Consider the following 17,980-nt stretch of genomic DNA (forward strand, 5'->3'; position numbering starts at 1 on the left):
CTCGACCTGGTCGAGGACGAGCTGAGCCCCGGCGAGGGCTTCACCGGCATCGAGGACACCGTCAACCGCACCGCCCGGGGTTTCGTCCGGGGCACCGGCCGACCCGCGGCCCGGCGCGCCGGGTCCGTGCCGCCGGCACGGACCCGGCCGTCGTCTAGCTCGTCAGGCCGAGTTCCCGCGCGATCAGCATCTTCTGGACCTCGCTGGTGCCCTCGCCGATCTCCAGGATCTTGGCGTCGCGGTAGAACCGGCCCACCGGGAACTCGTTCATGAAGCCGTACCCGCCGAAGATCTGGGTCGCCTCACGCGCGTTGTCCATCGCCGCCTCGGACGACACCAGCTTGGCGATCGCCGCCTCGCGCTTGAACGGCTCGCCGCGCAGCATCTTCGCCGCCGCCTGGTAGTACGCCAACCGCGAGGTGTGCGTGCGGGCCTCCATCTCGGCGATCTTGAACTGGATCGCCTGGTAGGAGCCGATCTTGTGGCCGAACGCCTCGCGCTCGCCCACGTACCGCAGGCACTCGTCCACGCACCCCTGCGCCAGCCCGACGCCGATGGCCGCGATCGCCACCCGGCCTTCGTCCAACGTCTGGAGGAACTGCGCGTAGCCGCGCCCGCGCTCGCCCACCAGGTTCGCCACCGGCACCCGGCAGTCCTGGAACGACAGCTCACGCGTGTCCGACGCGTTCCAGCCGACCTTGGAGTACTTGCGCGACACCGAGAACCCCGGCGTGCCGCTCGGCACGATGATCGCCGAGATCTCCGGCTTGCCGTTCTCCCGCTGCCCGGTGATCGCCGCCACCGTCACCAAGCCGGTGATGTCGGTGCCCGAGTTGGTGATGAACGCCTTGGTCCCGTTGATCACCCACTCGTCGCCGTCGAGCCGCGCGGTGGTGCGCAGCGCGCCCGCGTCCGACCCGCCGCCGGGCTCGGTCAGCCCGAACGCGCCCAGCACGGAGCCGGAGCACATCTGGGGCAGCCAAGCGGCCTTCTGCTCGGCCGAGCCGAAGCGGTACAGCGGCATCGAACCGAGCGAGACCCCGGCCTCCACCGTGATGGCCACGGACGAGTCGACCCGCGCCAGCTCCTCCAACGCCAGGCACAACGCGAAGTAGTCGCCGCCCATGCCGCCGAACTCCTCCGGGAACGGCAGGCCGAACAGGCCCATCCGCCCCATCTTGGCGACGATCTCGTACGGGAACTCCTCGCGCTCGTAGAACCCGCCGATGACCGGCGCGACCTCCTCGCGGGCGAACTCCTCGACGGTCTTGCGCAGCGCCTCGTATTCCTCGTCAAGGCGGAAGTCCAACATCGTTCACTCCTCGTGGGGCACGACGACGGCCAGGGGTTGGTCCAGCGCGACCTGTTGGCCCGCCTGGACCCGCACTTCGGTGAGCACGCCGGCCACGGGTGCCGTGACGGTGTGCTCCATCTTCATCGCTTCGACCACGAACAACGGCTGGCCGGCGGTCACGTGCTCGCCTTGGGCGGCGCGCACCACCAGCACCGTGCCGGGCATCGGGCTGGTCACCGGCCCACCGCTGCCCGCCGCCGACGACGACTCGACCTCCGACGGCAGGGTCTCGGTCAGCGCCCACGCCCGCCCGTCCGCGCCGAGCCACAGCACGTTGCCCTCTCGGGCCATCGCATACCGCCGACCGCCGACGGTCAGCGATGCACCGTCGACAGAAGCCTTGAGGCGCAACGGTTCTTTGTCCGCGATCGACACCTCGTCACCGCGCACGCGGACCTCGACGCCGTCGATCAGCCACTTGGTCCACGCGTGCTCGCCCACCCGCCAGCCGCCGGACTTCTCCCACGGGTCGTCACCGCGCACCGCGAGCTGCCGCTCCAACGCCGCCGCCGCCAACACCTCGTCCGGCACGTCGTGGCGCACCAGCGACTCCAGCTTGCGCTCCACCAGCCCGGTGTCCAGCGCGCCCGCCCTAACGTCCGGATCGGCCAGCAGCGCCCGCAGGAACGGGATGTTCGTCGTCACGCCGAGCACGACCATCCGCCCCAGGGCGGAGTCCAACCGGCGCAACGCCTCCTCGCGCGACGACCCGTGCGCGATCACCTTGGCCAGCATCGGGTCGTAGTCGCTGCCGACCGCCAACCCGACCGCCAGCGCCGAGTCCACCCGCACGTCCGACGGCTCGTGCAGCGCCAGCACCGTGCCACCGGTCGGCAGGAACCCGCGCGCCGGGTCCTCGGCGTAGACCCGGGCCTCCACGGCGTGCCTCGTCAGCTCCACGTCGTCGAGCCCGAGGTGTTCACCGGACGCCACCCGCAGCTGCCACTCGACCAGGTCCACGCCCGTCGCGAGCTCGGTGACGGGGTGCTCGACCTGGAGCCGGGTGTTCATCTCCATGAAGAAGTAGTCGCCGGACGCGCCGTCCACGATGAACTCGACGGTGCCCGCGCCGACGTACCCGACGGCCTTCGCCGCCTCGACCGCCGCCGTGCCCATGGCGTCCCGCATCTCCGGCGAGACGAGCGGTGACGGCGCCTCTTCGATGATCTTCTGGTGCCGCCGCTGGAGGCTGCACTCACGCTCGCCGAGGTGCACCGCGCGGCCGTGCGCGTCGGCCATCACCTGGATCTCGATGTGCCGCGGGTTGCCGATGAACCGCTCGATCAGCAGCGCGTCGTCGCCGAACGACCCGCGCGCCTCCCGCCGGGCCGACTCGATGGCGTCCCGCAGGCCGTCGCCGGACTCCACCAGCCGCATGCCCTTGCCGCCACCGCCGGCGGACGGCTTCAGCAGCACCGGGAACCCGATCTCGTCGGCGGCGGCCACCAGGTCGTCGTCGGTCATCCCGACCTCGGTCCGCCCCGGCACCACCGGCACACCGGCCGCCGCGACGGTCAGCTTGGCCCGGATCTTGTCGCCCATGGCCTCGATCGCCTCGGCGGGCGGGCCGATGAACACCAGCCCCGCCTTGTCGCACGCCCGCGCGAACTCGGCGTTCTCCGCGAGGAACCCGTACCCCGGGTGCACGGCCTGCGCGCCGCTCGACACCGCGGCCTCGATGATCCGCTCGATCGACAGGTAGCTCTCCCGCGCCGACGCGGGCCCGATCCGCACCGCCACGTCCGCCTGCCGCACGTGCAGCGCGTCGACGTCCGCGTCGCTGTAGACGGCGACCGACCTGATCCCGAACCGGCGCAGCGCGCGGATCACCCGCACCGCGATCTCACCGCGGTTCGCCACCAGCACGCTGTCGAACATCCCCTGGCGGGTACCTTCCTGGCGGGACATCGCACTCACATCCGGAAGACGCCGTAGGAAACCGGCTCGATCGGGGCGTTGGCCGCCGTGGACAGGGACAAGCCGAGCACCATGCGCGTGTCGAGCGGGTCGATCACGCCGTCGTCCCACAGCCGGGCCGTGGAGTAGTACGGGTTGCCCTGGTCCTCGTACTGCTGCCGGATCGGGGCCTTGAACGCCTCTTCGTCCTCGGCGGACCACGCGTCGCCGAGCTGGTCGCGCCGCACCGTCGCCAGCACCGAAGCGGCCTGCTCACCGCCCATCACCGAGATCCGCGCGTTGGGCCACATCCACAGGAACCGGGGCGAGTACGCCCGCCCGCACATCGAGTAGTTGCCCGCGCCGAACGACCCGCCGATGACCACGGTGAACTTCGGCACCCGCGCGCACGCCACCGCCGTCACCATCTTCGCGCCGTGCTTGGCGATGCCCGCCGCCTCGTACTCCCGGCCCACCATGAACCCGCTGATGTTCTGCAGGAACACCAGCGGCACGCTGCGCTGGTCGCACAGCTGGATGAAGTGCGCGCCCTTCAACGCCGACTCGCCGAACAGCACGCCGTTGTTGGCGACGATGCCGACCGGGTGGCCGTGGATGCGGGCGAACCCCGTGACCAGCGTCGTGCCGTACTCCTTCTTGAACTCCTGGAACCGGCTGCCGTCCACGATCCGCGCGATCACCTCGCGCACGTCGTACGGCGTGCGGCTGTCGGTCGGCACCACCCCGTACAGCTCGGCCGTGTCGACGGCGGGCTCGACGGACGGCTCGACCTGCCACGGCCGCGGCGCGCGGGGGCCGAGCGTGCTGACGATCGAGCGGACGATCCGCAGCGCGTGCGCGTCGTCCTCCGCCAGGTGGTCGGTGACGCCGGACGTGCGCGAGTGCAGCTCGCCGCCGCCCAGCTCCTCCGCCGTGACGACCTCGCCGGTCGCGGCCTTCACCAGCGGCGGGCCGCCGAGGAAGATCGTGCCCTGGCCGCGCACGATGACCGCTTCGTCCGACATCGCGGGCACGTACGCGCCGCCCGCCGTGCACGATCCGAGCACGGCGGCGATCTGCGGGATGCCCCGGCTGGACATGGTGGCCTGGTTGAAGAAGATCCGGCCGAAGTGCTCGCGGTCCGGGAACACCTCGTCCTGCCTGGGCAGGAACGCGCCGCCGGAGTCGACCAGGTAGACGCACGGCAGGTTGTTCTGCAACGCCACCTCTTGGGCGCGCAGGTGCTTCTTGACCGTCATCGGGTAGTACGTGCCGCCCTTGACGGTGGCGTCGTTGGCGACGACGACGACCTCGCGGCCGGAGACGCGGCCGACGCCCGTGATGACGCCCGCGGCGGGCGCTTCGTCGCCGTACATGCCGTCGGCGGCGAGCGGCGAGAGTTCGAGGAACGGCGAACCGGGGTCGAGCAGCGTGTCCACCCGGTCGCGGGGCAGCAGCTTGCCGCGCTCGACGTGCCGGGTACGCGCCTTCTCCGGACCGCCGAGAGCGGCGGTGCCGAGCTTGGCGCGCAGGTCGTGCACGAGCCGGGTGTGGTCGTCGTGGTAGCGCCGGAAGGCGTCGGCCGACTTGTCGGCCGTGCTGCGCAGCACCGGGGCGTCCATCGGGCTCCTCGCGGTTAGCAGTCGTTAACCCGAGGAGATGTTAGCGCTTGTTAACGCCGGCTCACAAGCCGGAGGGGGCCGCGGGTGCGGCCCCCTCCGGGTCACGTCGAACCTGCGGGGCTCAGCCCGTGACGGCGTTGAGCTGCGGCAGGTAGCCGAGGCGCTGGCCGTTGCGGTTCGGGTGGTAGGACTCCTCCACCGGCCAGGACAGGCTGTTCAGCCACCAGTCCGACGAGCAGATCTCGTGCCCGGTGAACGCGCCGCGCAGGTCCCGGTAGGAGAACGCCTTGGCGCCCGCCCGTGCGGAGATGACCTGGTGCAGCGTGTCGGAGGCCGAGTTGATGGCCGAGCGCTTGGTGTCGCTCAGGCCGACCGAGCAGCTGCCCGGCACCTTGTACAGGCGCGGGTAGCCGAGCACGACGACCTGGGCGGACGGCGCGCGGCTGCGGATCTGGGTGTAGACGTTGTCGAGCAGGCCCGGCAGGGTGTTCGTGGCGTAGGCCTTCGCCTGGTTGACCCGGTTGACGCAGGTCGAGTCGGAGCCGAAGGTGCAGGTGGTGATCACGTCGGTGAACCCGGCGTCGTTCCCACCGATCGAGATGCTGACCAGGGACGTCGACGAGGTCAGCGAGGCGACCTGGTTGTTGAGCACGTCACCGGTCCGCGCGCCGGAGCAGGCGACGAACTTGAACGACGCCGGCGCGTGCGACGCGGCCCAGAGGGCCGGGTAGCTGTACGGGCTGCGTTTGCAGCCACCGGAGTCGCCGTAGTACGAGCCGGTGCCCGTTCCGGACGAGTAGGAGTCGCCGAGCGCGACGTAGTTGGCGCCGGCGGCTTCGGCGGGCACGACGAGTGCGAGCGAAGCGGCTAACGCCAGCGCGGCGGTGGACAAGATTCGGACAAGGCGCATCGGAGCCTCCCGGAGGGAAACAACGCAGGGTGATGCGGAACACGTCAAGTGTTACCAGCAGGTAAGGTGGATTAAGAAGAGTGGGTCAAGAGTTAACTACGTGTTCTGCGGTCCGGTTGGTGATCTTCCGCCGGCCATGAGGTTAACGGCCGTTTACGTGCGCCGGGCGTGCCGTTTAAGATGAGCGGCGTGCCAGCCGAGACAGCGAAGCAGAACCGCCGGGACCAGATCCTGGCCGCCGCCGCCGAGCTGTTCGCGAGGCACGGCTTCCACGGCGTCGGAATCGACGACATCGGTGCTGCGGTGGGGATTTCCGGGCCGGCGCTGTACCGGCACTTCCGCAGCAAGGACGCGATGCTGGGCGAGATGTTGACGTCCATCAGCGAACGGCTGCTGGAAGGCGGGCAGGCCAGGGTCGCCGAGTCCGGTGGGCCGGAGCACGCACTTCGGGAACTGATCCGGTGGCACGTCGATTTCGCCCTGGACGACCCCGCGTTGATCACCGTGCAGATTCGCAACCTGGCCAACCTGACCGACCCGGACCGGCGGCGGGTGCGTGCGCTCCAACGCCGTTACGTCGAGGTGTGGGTGGAGATGATCCGCAAGACGTCTCCGGAGGTCGACGAACCAACCGCCCGCGCCGCCGCGCACGCCGTCTTCGGGTTGATCAACTCGACCCCGCACAGCGCCCACCTGGACCGCGATCAGATGGCCGCGCTGCTCTCGCAGATGGCCTTGGCGTCCCTGTCCGGCGCACTCCCGTAGCCCCTCCGCAGCACGCCCCGGCGCGCTCCCGTAGTCGGCCCAGCCCACTCCCGCAGGCCGACCCAGCCCACTCCCGTAGTCCGAATGCCCGAACCTCGCGTTCCGAGCGTTGAATTCAGGGGTTCCGAACGTAGGACACACGCGTTCTGAACGTAGGACTCGCGTAACCTCGGCTGCCGATGAGTGACGTCGCGGTGAACAAAGCCGGAGGGTGGCCGGGGCTCCGGTTGCTCGCCCGCCTGCCCGTCTGGTTCAAGTTCCCGCTGGTCGCCGTGGCCGTGTTCGTGTGCGGGGTGATCGCGTCCCGCCCGGCGGGAGCGACCGACACGACCCCGCTGACCGGCGACATCGCCACCGCGGCCCGAGCGGTCGAGGTGATGGCGAACCCCACCGGCGGCAACCCGCTCACCGCGTTCCCGCTCGACTTCAACCGGGTGGCGAACCGCCGCCCGGTGCTGGTCACCGCCCCCGACGGCACCACCCGCGCGGTCGACCCGAACGGCGGGTGCTCCGGTCCCGCGGGCGACACCGAGTGGGATTTCGGCACCGGCTGCAAGGCGCACGACCTCGGCTACGACCTCCTCCGCTACGCCGAGCAGAAGGGCCGCCCGCTCGGCCAGGACGCCCGCAAGGCCCTGGACACCCGCCTCGCCCGGGACATGCACGCCCAGTGCGACGCCAACCCGCGCGGCCACGCCACCCGGTGCCACGCCACCGCGCAGCTCTACGCCGCCGGCCTGGGGTTCAACTCCTGGCGGCAGCGCTGGGGCCCGCCCGGCCACGAACCGGTCCTCGCCTGGGGCTTCGGCAGCGCCGTCGTCGTCTTCCTGCTGCTCGCCCGCCTACCCCGCCGACCGGAACGCGATCGGGAACGGGAACAAGAACGCGAACCCGCGCCGCGACCACGCGTGACGAACGACCGCTACGCCACGTTCCTGCGGCTGGGCGCGCTGGGCCTGGTGATCATCAGCCAGTCCGTGCTCACCGTGCTGCACTGGGCGGGCGTGAGCGCGAACTGGCTGTGGCTGCTCACCTGGGCCCTGCAAGCCATCCCGGTCTTCTACTTCGCGGGCGGCCACGCGAACCTCACCAGCTGGCACGCCGTGCAGGCCGACCACGGTGGCTACGGCCGCTACCTGTCCGCCCGCATCTCCTGGCTGCTCCGCCCGGTGCTCGCGTTCGTGCTGGCCTGGCTGGTCCTCCCGCTGCCCCTCGAACTGCTCGACGTGGACAAGTCGAGGGTGGAGATGTTCGGCAGGCTGATCGCCCACCCGCTGTGGTTCCTCGGCCTCTACCTGGTCGCGGTCGCCGCCACCCCGGTCATGGCCTGGCTGCACCGCAACGCCCGCCTGGTCACGCCGGTCGCCCTGGTCGTCGCGATGATCCTGGTCGACCTGGCCCGCATCGCCTTCCAGTGGCGCACCGGCGGGTACCTCAACCTGGTGCTGGGCGCGCTGCTGCTCCAGCAGCTCGGCTTCCACTACGCCGACGGCAGCCTGCACCGGATCTCGCGCAAGGTGCTCACCGCCCTCGCCCTGACCGCCGTGCCCGCACTACTCGCGCTGATCACGTTCGGCGGCTACCCGCGCACGATGATGTCGCTGCCGGGTGAGGGCGGTTCGAACCTCAGCCCGCCCACCGTCTGCCTGCTGGTCCTCGGCCTGGCCCAGATCTGCCTGGTCCTGCTGCTCCGGCCGCGCGTCACGGCCTGGCTCGAAGGCCACCGCCAGTGGAGCGTGGTCGAGTTCGCCCGGACCACCCCGATGACCGTCTACCTCGGCTACCTCACCGTGCTGGCCACCGTGATCGGCCTGCTCGGCCTGCTCGACGCCCCCACCGCGTACGACTGGATCGCCGCCCGCCCACGCTGGCTGGCCGTCCTCGTGCTGCTCCTCCTGCCGGTCCTCCTGGCGTTCCACCGCTTCGAGCGCAACGCCGCGCCGATCCGCTGCCACACCCGCGAGACCCACCGCACCCGGCTCGCCGTCACCCTCGGCGCGGGTTACGGCGCGCTGGGCGTCCTCGGCTTCGTCGTCACCGGTTTCGCGGGCGCGGGCGGCACCCTGGTCGTGTTCAAGGTCGACCCGCTGCATAACCTGATCCACCTGCTGCTCGCCTGGTACCTCCTGCACTCCGCCCGCGCCGGCACCTGCCACGACCGCCGGCCCTGGCTGCTCACCGCGCTGGCCTGCGTGCCGCCGCTGCTGGTCCTGGAGCCGACGGCCGCGATGGTCGCCCTGCACGGCGCGACGATCGTGGCCGCCCTGCTCGCGGCGATACCGAAGCAGGACCAGGCACGCACCGCCGAACACGGGCAGCCACGTCCCGCGCTCCAACACCCATAGCGCGTCCGACGGCAGCGTGTGCAGACCGCGCAACGAGCCGAACACCGACCCCACCAACGTCACCACCAGCAACGCGCTCTGGTGCACCAGGAAGATCGGCAGCGCACGGGCGTTCACCGCACGGGCCCGGAACGACGGCCGCAGCACCAGCACCAACCCCACCTGAGCCAACGCCAACGCCAGCGCGGCGGCCGACGGCGGCGACAGGTTCGACTCCGCCGCTCCGGGCACCCCGACCGCGCTCACCGGGTAACCCGCGTGCAGCAACAACGCGAACGCCCCGGCGCCGACCACGAACAGCGCCACACCCCACGACCGCCGCTGCCCGCGTCGAGCGACGAGCACCCCGATCTGCCACGGCGCCCACCACACCGCGACCACGTTCACCCACCCGACGTCCAACGCCACCAGGCACACCGCGTACACCACGCCCCACCACCCCAGCCGCAGCAGCAGGGGCGTGAACGCCGACAACACGACGTAAACGGCGAGGAACCACAACGGCGTGACGACGAGGTACCCGACGGTCCACACGGTCTGCTGCGGCAAGCCGCGCAAGGACAGTCCAAAGAGGACAGCGGCCCACGCGCCGAGCAGCACCGCCACCGGCAGCACGAGCTTCCGCGCCCGCAACCACCAAGGCGCGGCGGACCGCGCCGCACCGAACCCGCCGACGAAGAAGAACAGCCCCAGCGTCTGGAGCACCCAGCTGACCGGCGCGAGCTCGGGCATCCACCGCAACGGGCTGTCCACCACCAGCCCGTCACCGGTCAGCACGACGGCCGTCACCAGCCAGTGCCCCGACACCACCCCGACGACGGCGACCGCCCGCGTCGCGTCGATCACCGGATCGCGCGTCACGGCGCCTCGCCCACGGCGATCCGGCCGAGCGCGCGCAACGACGCCGTGCCCTCCCGGAAGTACCCGTCGTGCCCGATGTCGCCGACGTCGAACACCCCGGCCCCGAACTCAGGGTCGACGGGGTCCGCCCCGTGCCCGAGATCCCCGAGCCGGACCGGGGGCAGCCACCTCGTCCAATCACGCCCACCGCGAGCGGCCCACACCCGCGTCGACCCCGCCGAACCCACCGAGTCGGCCGAGTCCACCCGGACGCCGGGCGAACCGAGGAACACCACGTCGTCGACCGACGGCCGGGCCAGCGCGCACACCACCGACCCGTAGCTGTGGCACAGCAGGTGAACGGACCCGGGCAGGGTCCGCACGTGCTCCCCCAACGCGACCGCACCGGCTCGGGCCAACCGCCCACCCGCCGCGTCCACGCCCAACCCGGACGGCGTCCGGTACCCGAGCCAGGCCACCACCGCGACGTCGTCCCGCCCGACGGACGCGTGCAGCGATCGGGCCATCCGCCCCACCGTGACGTCGAACCGCTCACCGTCCACATCGGACCCCGGCACGATCACCGCGACGTGCGCGGCCCGCGCCAGGTCCCCGTAGACGGCGATCTCGGGGACGAACGCGGGCAGGTCGCCGCCTGGCGTGACCAGGACCAGCAACGCGGCCACCACTGCGATCTTCTTCGGCATGGCACCGAAACTAGGAAGACCACGCCACCGGAATCGTCACCCCGGAGTGCCGCTACCCCGGTACCACCAGGCCCGACTCGTAAGCCGCGATCACCGCCTGCGCGCGGTCGCGCAGCGCGAGCTTCATCAGGACCCGGCTCACGTGCGTCTTCACGGTCTGCTCGGCCAGCACCAGGTGCGCGGCGATCTCGCCGTTCGACAGGCCCTGCGCGATCAGCCGCAGCACCTCGGTCTCCCGGTCGGTCAACGCGCCCAGCGCGGCCGGCTTCACCACCCGGACCGGCTGCGCCTTCACGAAGTCCTCGATGAGCCGCTTGGTCACCGACGGCGCCAGCAACGCGTCCCCCCGCGCCACCACCCGCACCGCGGCCAGCAACTCGCTCGCCGGGGCGTGCTTCAGCAGGAAGCCGCTCGCACCCGCCCGCAACGCCTCGTAGACGTAGTCGTCCAGGTCGAACGTGGTCAGCACGAGCACCTTCACCGGGTCGCCGGCCAGCAGGCGGGTCGCCGTCAGCCCGTCCATCTCCGGCATCCGCACGTCCATGAGCACCACGTCGGGCCCCAGCCGACGCACCTCGCTGACCGCCGCGACGCCGTCGCCCGCCGACCCGACCACGGTGATGTCGTCCTGGGCGTCCAACAACGCGGAGAAGCCCTCCCGGACCATCTCCTGGTCGTCCGCCACCAGCACCCGGATCACCGCGGCACCACCGGAACCACCGCACGCACTTCGAATCCCCCGTCCGCCGTGGGTCCGGCCGACATCGACCCGCCGTGCACCGCCACCCGTTCGCCCATGCCCCTCAACCCGTTCCCCCCGCCGCCGCCCAGCGACGGCCCGCCGGCGGTGTTCCGCACGACCACCCGCAACTCCTCGTCCACCAGGTCGACCGACACCGACGTCGTCGAGCCGGGCGCGTGCCGACCGGCGTTCGTCAGCGCCTCCTGCACGATCCGGTACACCGTCAACCCGACCGCCTCCGGCACCTCGACCCCGGCCACGGACGCACCGGGGTGCAACGCCCGGATGTCAGCCAACCCGGGCTGCGGCGCCCGGTCCGGCCGCTGGTCCTCGGCCCGCAGCACACCCAGCAGCTGCTGCATGTCGGTGATCGCCGCCCGTGCCGCCGCACCCAGCTCCTCGAACTCGCGCCGCCCCGCCTCGGGCAGGTCGGTGATCCGGTAGGGAGCCGTCTCGCACCGCACCACCACCAGCGACATGTGGTGGGCGACCACGTCGTGCATCTCACGGGCGATCCGGGCCCGCTCGACCAGCGCGGCCTTCTCGTCCCGCTCCTCGTGGAACCGCCGCTCGGCCCGCCCGCGCGAGCCGACCGCGTACCCCACCAGGAGCACCAGGAACAGGAAGCCGACCAGCGGCAGCAGGTACTCGGACCAGCCCGGACCGGTGACGAGCGCGGCCACCCCGGCCGTGAGCACGCCGACGACCAGCACCACCCGACCGCGGTGGATCATCCCGACGGCCAGCAGCACCGGCAGGTACCAGCACCACTGCCAGGCGCTGAAGATCGACGGTTCGGTGTACAGCAGCATCCGGGTGGCCACGAGGCCGGCCGTGGCCACCCGCCAGGCGGCGAGCGTCGACCGCAGCAGCAAAGCGAAGCTGCCGGCGGCGAGGGCGAACAGCAGCGGCCACCAGCCGTCCGGGTCGGCCAGGGCGACGTACTGGGAGCTGACCCCGATCGCGATCACCAGGCCGTAGACCAGCACCGACACGGTGACGACGTGCCGGTACCGGAAGCCTTCGAAGACCCGCGTGCGGTCGCGGAGCAGCACGACCTGGAGGAGAGTGCGGATCACGGCCCCGATGCTAGGCCGCGGGCCGGGCCCGCACATGCCACCGCAGGCTGACATACCCGGGTAGCGCCGGACCGGAATCGCACCCATACCCGAGACCGCACCCACCGGACAAGCCGTTGCGGCAGGCGAACGCCACCAGGTAGGCAATACGGCATAGCCGCGAAAACGGCAGACCTGTGCGCCCCTACTCCGTGTTGGAAGATGGCTGAATGCACCCGCAGCAAGATCCGGATCGCTGGTCACGGCTCCAGGCCGTGGCCGGCGAAGCCCTGGCCGCTGCCAAGGTCGGCGAAGACGCTGTCGCGGTCGACCTGGTCACGGGCTTCCTCAGCGGCTCGCCCGAGGGCAACGAGGAGATCCGGGAGCTGGTCCTCCTGCTGTTCTCCGAGTGCAGCGCCATGGTCGCCGCCCTCGGCTCCGGCGGCGCGACACCGGTGAAGATGCAGGTCTTCGACGAGGACGGGCAGGAGGTGCCGATCGACGACGCGGACCCGCCCGTCCGCACCGCGATCCGCACGCTGCTGGCCGAGGTGCACGGTGACCAGGAGGCGGCGGCCGAGCAGATCGAGATCGCGCTGGCCAACGGACAGCCCCAGGAACTGGCCACGGTCGTCCTCCAGGCCCTGCGCTGGACGGTGAAGCTGGCGGTCGAGTGCGAGCTGCGCGACCTGCCCGTAGCACCTTGGATCGCCACCGCCCTGGACGAATAGTCCGGATTGCGGCGATCTGCGACCCGCGAACAGTAAAGACCCTTGCCAATTCACGTGGTCTAGACCGACCTCCCCAGTGGGCGCGATTCACCCTGCCGATCCCGCCGAGGAGGACCCCTTCATGTCCCTCATGCCGATACGACTGACCACCCTGCTGGCCGCGAGCGCACTGACCATCGGTTCCCTGGTCGTCGGCCCGGCCGCGTCCGCGGCGCCGGGCGTCACCGCGACCTTCGCCAAGACCCAGGACTGGGGCACCGGCTTCGAGGCCAAGTTCACCGTCGCCAACGGCGGTCCCGGCGCCATCACGTCGTGGCGCGTCGAGTTCGACCTGCCCGCGGGCACCGCGCTCGGCTCGTACTGGGACGCCTTGGTCACCCGCACGGGCGATCACTACGTGGCGACGAACCGCGAGTACAACGGCACGGTCGGCGTCAACGCGTCCGCGAGCTTCGGCTTCGTCGGCACGGGCTCCGGCGCCCCGCTCAACTGCACCGTCAACGGCAACCCCTGCACCGGTGGCGGCGGCGGTGACACCACCGCCCCGAGCGCCCCCGGCGCCCTCCGCGTCACCGGCACCACCAGCAACTCGGTCTCACTGGCCTGGACGGCGTCCACGGACAACGTCGGCGTCACCGCGTACGACGTCCACCGGGGCACCGCCGCGGTCACCACGGTCACCGGCACCACCGCGACGGTCACCGGCCTGACCGCCTCCACCGCGTACACCTTCACGGTCCGGGCACGTGACGCGGCGTCGAACACCTCGGGTCCGTCCAACCAGGTCTCCGCGACCACCCAACCGGGCACGAACCCGCCGCCCATCGGCCGTGGCGCGCCGTACCTCTTCCTGGGCTGGGGCAACCCGCCCGCGCCGGCCACGATCATGAGCGCGACCGGCGTCAAGTGGTTCACCATGGCCTTCGTGCTGTCCTCCGGCGGCTGCACCCCTGCGTGGGACGGCAACCGCCCGCTGACCGGCGGCGTCGACGCCCAGGCGATCCAGCAGATCCGCGCGGCGGGCGGTGACGTCGTGCCGTCGTTCGGCGGCTGGAGCGGGAACAAGCTCGGCCCGAACTGCTCGACCCCGCAAGCGCTTGCGGGCGCCTACCAGCAGGTCATCGACGCCTACGGGCTCAAGGCGATCGACATCGACATCGAGAACACCGACGAGTTCGAGAACGCGACGGTGCAGGACCGCGTCCTGGAGGCCCTGAAGATCGTCAAGCAGAACAACCCGGGCATCCAGACGATCATCACCTTCGGCACCGCGACCACCGGGCCCAACTTCTGGGGCAACCGGCTGGTCGAGCGGGCCGGTGCGATCGGCGCGGGCATCGACGTCTTCACGATCATGCCGTTCGACTTCGGCAGCTCGGACATCGGCGCCGACACGATCAACGCCGCCACCGGCCTCAAGAACAAGCTGAAGACCACTTTCGGGTGGTCCGACGCCGAGGCGTTCCGGCACGTGGGCATCTCCGGCATGAACGGCCTCTCCGACCAGCGCGAGCTGACCACCGCCGAGACCTGGACTCGGCTCCGGGACTGGTCCAAGGCCAACGGCCTGGCCCGCTTCGCCTTCTGGGCGGTGAACCGCGACCGCGGCGGCTGCGACGGCCAGGTCTCGTCCCAGTGCAGCGGCATCCCCCAGGCCGACTGGGAGTTCACCCGCATCACCGCCGGTTTCTGACCCCTCCACCCACGCTCCGCACAGCGCACTGCTCGTGGCCGACGAGGCCCGATCCGACCCGGGACCAGGTGCCCGTGCCGGATCGGGCCGGCCACGCCCGCACAGGTCACCACGATCCAGCCGGGCACCTAGGGTTCCGGCCATGCGCACAGCACTAGTCGGTTACGGCCTGGGCGGAGCCGCCTTCCACGCCCCCTTCGTCTCCACCACCCCCGGCCTGACCCTGGCCGCCATCGTCACCGCCAACCCGGACCGCCGGGCCGAAGCGGCATCCCGCTACCCCGACGCCGAGCTGATCCCGTCCCTCGACGACGTGTGGCGGCGAGCGGACGAGTTCGACCTCGTGGTGATCACCACCCCGAACCGCTTCCACGCCGAGCACGCCCGCACGGCGCTGGAGCACGGCCTGAACGCCGTCGTCGACAAGCCGTTCGCCGCGTCCGCCGCGGAAGCGCGGGACCTGTCCGACCTCGCGGCGTCACGCGGCCTCCTCCTGGCCCCCTTCCACAACCGCCGCTGGGACGGCGACTTCCGCACCGTCGCCCGACTCCTGACCGAGGGCGCCCTCGGCGACGTCCACCGCTTCGAGTCGCGGTTCGAGCGCTGGCGGCCGGAGGTCAAGGACAGCTGGAAGGAATCCGGCGACCCCGCCGACCTGGGCAGCATCGCGTTCGACCTGGGCACGCACCTGGTGGACCAGGCGGTCGCGCTGTTCGGCCGCCCGACCACCGTCTACGCCGAGATCCGCACCCTGCGCCCGCACGCGAGCGCGCACGACGACGCGTTCATCGCCCTGACCCACCCGGCCGGCGTCGTCTCCCACCTGTGGGCCTCGGCCCTGGCCGCGTCGCAGGGCCCCCGCTTCCGCGTGCTCGGCAACCGCGCCGCCTACGTGAAGTACGGCATGGACCCCCAAGAGGAAGCACTGAAGGCGGGCGAGGTCCCCGGCGGCGAGGCCTGGGGCGAGGACCCCGTGGACCAGTGGGGTCTGCTGGACGAGGAGCCCGTGCGCACCGAACCCGGCTCGTACCAGCACTTCTACGCCGCCGTCGCCGCCGGTGCCGCGCCCGTCCCGGTCACCGACGCGATCACCGGCCTGGAGGTCCTCGAAGCGGCGTTCGAGTCGGCGCGCACCGGCTCCACCATCCCCCTTGCCGGATAAGTCTCTTAGTGACTAAGATTCTTAGTCATGGAAGACAGGCGAGTGCGGGTACTGGTAGTCGGAGCAGGGCTGGGCGGCTTGTCCGCCACCCTGTTCCTCGCGCAGCAAGGCATCGAGTTGCTCGGCATCTCCAAGCACAGGGGCACGTCACCCCACCCGAAGGCGACCGGCCAGACCCAACGCACGATGGAGCTGTTCCGCCGGGCCGGCGTGGCCGAAGAGGTACTTGCCGGGGCCGCCGGTCTGGGCGGCGGCCTGGTGATCAAGGTCGCGGAGAGCCTGCGGGGCCGGGTGTTCCACACGATCGTGCAGGAGGACGACGACTGGGTGACCGACCTCAGCCCGGAACGCCCCGCGATGGCGAGCCAGGACCACGTCGAGCCCGTGCTCCTGCACCGGGCCCGCGAACTGGGCGCGGAAGTCCTGTTCGAGACCGAACTGGTCTCCTTCGAGCAGGACCCGGACGGCGTGACCGCCACCCTGCGGACCCGCGCGACCGGCCACGAGTGGACGGTCCGGGCGGACTACCTGGTGGCTGCCGACGGCCACCGCGGCACCGTGCGCGAGGCGCTGGGCATCGCCCGGCAGGGGCGCGGACCCTTGTCGCACCAGATCGGCGTGGTGTTCGACGCGGACCTGAGCCTGCACATCGCCCCCGACAAGCTCACCCTCTACTACCTCCGGAACCCGAGCTTCACCGGCGCGTTCGTGGCCACGAACACCGAGCGGCGCAACGTGTTCACCATCGAGTACGACCCGGCGCGCGAATCACTGGCCGACTACCCACCCCAGCGCTGCGCCGAACTGCTCCGGATCGCCGCGGACGCGCCGGACCTCGACCCCGAGATCCTGGAGATCACCGCGTGGGAGATGGCCGCGTGGCTCAGCGACCGGTTCCGCTCGGGCCGGGTGTTCCTGGTCGGCGACGCCGCGAAGGTGACGCCACCGACCGGCGGCCTCGGCGGCAACACCGCGGTCGGCGACGGCCACGACATCGCGTGGAAGCTGGCCGCCGTGCTGAAGGGCGAGGCGGGCGAAGCCCTGCTGGACAGCTACGAAGCCGAACGGCGGCCGTACGCGAAGCTCGTGGTCAACGGGTCGTTCGCCAACTACGTGCCGCGGTTCGCACCGCACCTGGCGGGCCCCGACGTGCCGGACGAGATCGACCACCTGCACCTGACCCTCGGCTACCGCTGCCGATCCGGCGCCGTCCTGATCGACGACACCGACCCGTCCCCGATGGAGGACCCCGCCGACCCCAGCGGCCGTCCGGGCTTCCGCGCACCGCACGTCACGGTCGACCACGACGGCACGAAGAAGTCCACTGTGGACCTGTTCGCCACCTGGACCCTCCTCACCCTCAACGAGTCCTGGAAAGCGGACGTCCCGTCCTTGAGCGTCCCCGACGTCGCGGACCCGACCGGCGAACTGGCCGGGCGCTACGGCATCGGCGCCGAGGGCGCGAGCCTCGTCCGCCCCGACGGCGTGATCGCGTGGCGCACCGCCAGTCCCCCGACCGACCCCGCCCGCCAACTGGCCACCGTCCTCGCCACCCTCAACTCCCTCCCCACCAACCATGACCACCACACGATCAGGTGAGTTCCCTGGAGCGAGTGGTGCCGGGCGGCCAGGCTGAGGAGCATGGCACCACTCCCTCTGCTCGCAGCGTTGGCCGCCCTGGTCCCCGCCGCAGCCGCACCCGAGTCGACCTTCGTGCTCAGCACGTTTCGCGGTGACACCATCCAGACGGCCACCTTGACGTGCGATCCCGCCGGAGGCCTGCACCCCAGCCCCGACGCGGCCTGCCTCGCGCTCTCCGATGTGGACGGCCAGTTCTCCGGCCTGTCGACCGGAGAGGCGCTCTGCACCCTGGAGTACGACCCGGTGATCGTCCGGGCCTCCGGCACGTGGCGCGGTGAGGCCCGCGTGTTCGAGGCGGAGTTCCCCAACCCGTGCGTGATGCGCGCCGAAACGGGCCCTGTGTTCGACTTCTAGCGGAACACCCGCGGCGGGGCCCACGACACCGCCGCCGAAGTCATGGGCCCCACCACGGGGTTCCTGGAGGTCCGAGGACCTCCGTTGCCGACGGTAGGGACTCCACTCCGCATCGTCAACAATCTTCACATTCGTGAAACGCGGGAACCGCCCACCGTCT

At 71.3% G+C, this 17,980-nt stretch carries 14 protein-coding genes and 1 pseudogene; 7 read left to right on the plus strand and 8 right to left on the minus strand.

Features of this window, described 5'->3' with window-relative positions; translation table 11 throughout:
- Positions 1–154: 154 nt before the first annotated feature.
- The 4 genes from OQ02_RS18525 to OQ02_RS18540 all read right to left on the minus strand — a co-directional run bounded on the left by OQ02_RS18525 (position 155) and on the right by OQ02_RS18540 (position 5,782).
- Complete coding sequence (locus OQ02_RS18525; RefSeq protein WP_033439722.1) at positions 155–1,312, minus strand: acyl-CoA dehydrogenase family protein; 1,158 nt, start codon at positions 1,310–1,312, stop codon at positions 155–157.
- Positions 1,313–1,315: 3 nt separating this feature from the next.
- Entirely contained in the window at positions 1,316–3,232 is a 1,917-nt protein-coding gene (locus tag OQ02_RS18530; RefSeq protein WP_033439723.1) for an acetyl-CoA carboxylase biotin carboxylase subunit, read from the minus strand.
- Between the two features lie 35 nt (positions 3,233–3,267).
- Positions 3,268–4,872, minus strand: coding sequence for a carboxyl transferase domain-containing protein (locus tag OQ02_RS18535; RefSeq protein ID WP_033439724.1), 1,605 nt, complete (start codon positions 4,870–4,872; stop codon positions 3,268–3,270).
- Positions 4,873–4,993: 121 nt separating this feature from the next.
- Positions 4,994–5,782: an SGNH/GDSL hydrolase family protein gene (locus OQ02_RS18540; RefSeq protein WP_033439725.1), complete on the minus strand. Its 789-nt coding sequence runs from the start codon at positions 5,780–5,782 to the stop codon at positions 4,994–4,996.
- 189 nt (positions 5,783–5,971) lie between these two features.
- Between OQ02_RS18540 and OQ02_RS18545 the strand changes: the two genes are divergently transcribed.
- Positions 5,972–6,547: an SACE_7040 family transcriptional regulator gene (locus tag OQ02_RS18545; RefSeq protein ID WP_033439775.1), complete on the plus strand. Its 576-nt coding sequence runs from the start codon at positions 5,972–5,974 to the stop codon at positions 6,545–6,547.
- Positions 6,548–6,726: 179 nt separating this feature from the next.
- Positions 6,727–8,892, plus strand: a complete 2,166-nt coding sequence (locus OQ02_RS18550; RefSeq protein ID WP_033439726.1) for a phospholipase A2 — start codon at positions 6,727–6,729, stop codon at positions 8,890–8,892.
- A gap of 3 nt (positions 8,893–8,895) precedes the next feature.
- On the opposite strand, the pseudogene OQ02_RS47155 reads toward OQ02_RS18550, so the two are convergent.
- From OQ02_RS47155 to OQ02_RS18565, 4 genes and pseudogenes are all read right to left on the minus strand, one after another.
- Positions 8,896–9,753 (minus strand): annotated as a pseudogene (locus OQ02_RS47155) (acyltransferase family protein); the annotation flags it as partial.
- A complete protein-coding gene (locus tag OQ02_RS18555) occupies positions 9,750–10,439 on the minus strand; it encodes an alpha/beta hydrolase (RefSeq protein WP_033439727.1) in 690 nt (229 codons plus the stop codon). The gene OQ02_RS18555 and the pseudogene OQ02_RS47155, both read right to left, overlap by 4 nt.
- Before the next feature lie 52 nt (positions 10,440–10,491).
- On the minus strand, positions 10,492–11,139 hold the full coding sequence (locus tag OQ02_RS18560) for a response regulator transcription factor (protein ID WP_033439728.1): 648 nt from the start codon (positions 11,137–11,139) through the stop codon (positions 10,492–10,494).
- Positions 11,136–12,260, minus strand: a complete 1,125-nt coding sequence (locus OQ02_RS18565; RefSeq protein ID WP_033439729.1) for a sensor histidine kinase — start codon at positions 12,258–12,260, stop codon at positions 11,136–11,138. The genes OQ02_RS18560 and OQ02_RS18565 overlap by 4 nt, the downstream gene beginning before the upstream one ends.
- A 209-nt stretch (positions 12,261–12,469) precedes the next feature.
- Here OQ02_RS18565 and OQ02_RS18570 point away from each other — a divergent pair, with 209 nt between their 5' ends.
- The 5 genes from OQ02_RS18570 to OQ02_RS18590 all read left to right on the plus strand — a co-directional run bounded on the left by OQ02_RS18570 (position 12,470) and on the right by OQ02_RS18590 (position 17,820).
- Positions 12,470–12,970: a hypothetical protein gene (locus OQ02_RS18570; protein WP_033439730.1), complete on the plus strand. Its 501-nt coding sequence runs from the start codon at positions 12,470–12,472 to the stop codon at positions 12,968–12,970.
- Positions 12,971–13,100: 130 nt separating this feature from the next.
- On the plus strand, positions 13,101–14,663 hold the full coding sequence (locus OQ02_RS18575) for a cellulose binding domain-containing protein (RefSeq protein WP_197043389.1): 1,563 nt from the start codon (positions 13,101–13,103) through the stop codon (positions 14,661–14,663).
- A gap of 142 nt (positions 14,664–14,805) precedes the next feature.
- Entirely contained in the window at positions 14,806–15,825 is a 1,020-nt protein-coding gene (locus OQ02_RS18580) for a Gfo/Idh/MocA family protein (RefSeq protein ID WP_033439732.1), read from the plus strand.
- A gap of 27 nt (positions 15,826–15,852) precedes the next feature.
- Positions 15,853–17,424 carry an aklavinone 12-hydroxylase RdmE gene (gene rdmE / locus OQ02_RS18585; RefSeq protein WP_051772498.1) on the plus strand — a complete coding sequence of 524 codons (1,572 nt, stop codon included), beginning with the start codon at positions 15,853–15,855 and terminating at the stop codon, positions 17,422–17,424.
- A gap of 42 nt (positions 17,425–17,466) precedes the next feature.
- On the plus strand, positions 17,467–17,820 hold the full coding sequence (locus OQ02_RS18590) for an SSI family serine proteinase inhibitor (protein WP_033439733.1): 354 nt from the start codon (positions 17,467–17,469) through the stop codon (positions 17,818–17,820).
- The last annotated feature ends 160 nt before the right edge of the window (positions 17,821–17,980 follow it).

The organism is Saccharothrix sp. NRRL B-16314 (genome assembly GCF_000716595.1).
GTDB lineage: Bacteria > Actinomycetota > Actinomycetes > Mycobacteriales > Pseudonocardiaceae > Actinosynnema.

Bases quoted from the DNA above. Each gene is read 5' to 3' on its own strand.
- rdmE (WP_051772498.1), top strand. From the start codon at position 15,853: ATGGAAGACAGGCGAGTGCGGGTACTGGTAGTCGGAGCAGGGCTGGGC.
- OQ02_RS18580 (WP_033439732.1), top strand. From the start codon at position 14,806: ATGCGCACAGCACTAGTCGGTTACGGCCTGGGCGGAGCCGCCTTCCAC.
- OQ02_RS18575 (WP_197043389.1), top strand. From the start codon at position 13,101: ATGCCGATACGACTGACCACCCTGCTGGCCGCGAGCGCACTGACCATC.
- OQ02_RS18535 (WP_033439724.1), bottom strand. From the start codon at position 4,872: ATGGACGCCCCGGTGCTGCGCAGCACGGCCGACAAGTCGGCCGACGCC.
- OQ02_RS18555 (WP_033439727.1), bottom strand. From the start codon at position 10,439: ATGCCGAAGAAGATCGCAGTGGTGGCCGCGTTGCTGGTCCTGGTCACG.
- OQ02_RS18550 (WP_033439726.1), top strand. From the start codon at position 6,727: ATGAGTGACGTCGCGGTGAACAAAGCCGGAGGGTGGCCGGGGCTCCGG.
- OQ02_RS18530 (WP_033439723.1), bottom strand. From the start codon at position 3,232: ATGTTCGACAGCGTGCTGGTGGCGAACCGCGGTGAGATCGCGGTGCGG.
- OQ02_RS18540 (WP_033439725.1), bottom strand. From the start codon at position 5,782: ATGCGCCTTGTCCGAATCTTGTCCACCGCCGCGCTGGCGTTAGCCGCT.
- OQ02_RS18570 (WP_033439730.1), top strand. From the start codon at position 12,470: ATGCACCCGCAGCAAGATCCGGATCGCTGGTCACGGCTCCAGGCCGTG.
- OQ02_RS18590 (WP_033439733.1), top strand. From the start codon at position 17,467: ATGGCACCACTCCCTCTGCTCGCAGCGTTGGCCGCCCTGGTCCCCGCC.
- OQ02_RS18525 (WP_033439722.1), bottom strand. From the start codon at position 1,312: ATGTTGGACTTCCGCCTTGACGAGGAATACGAGGCGCTGCGCAAGACC.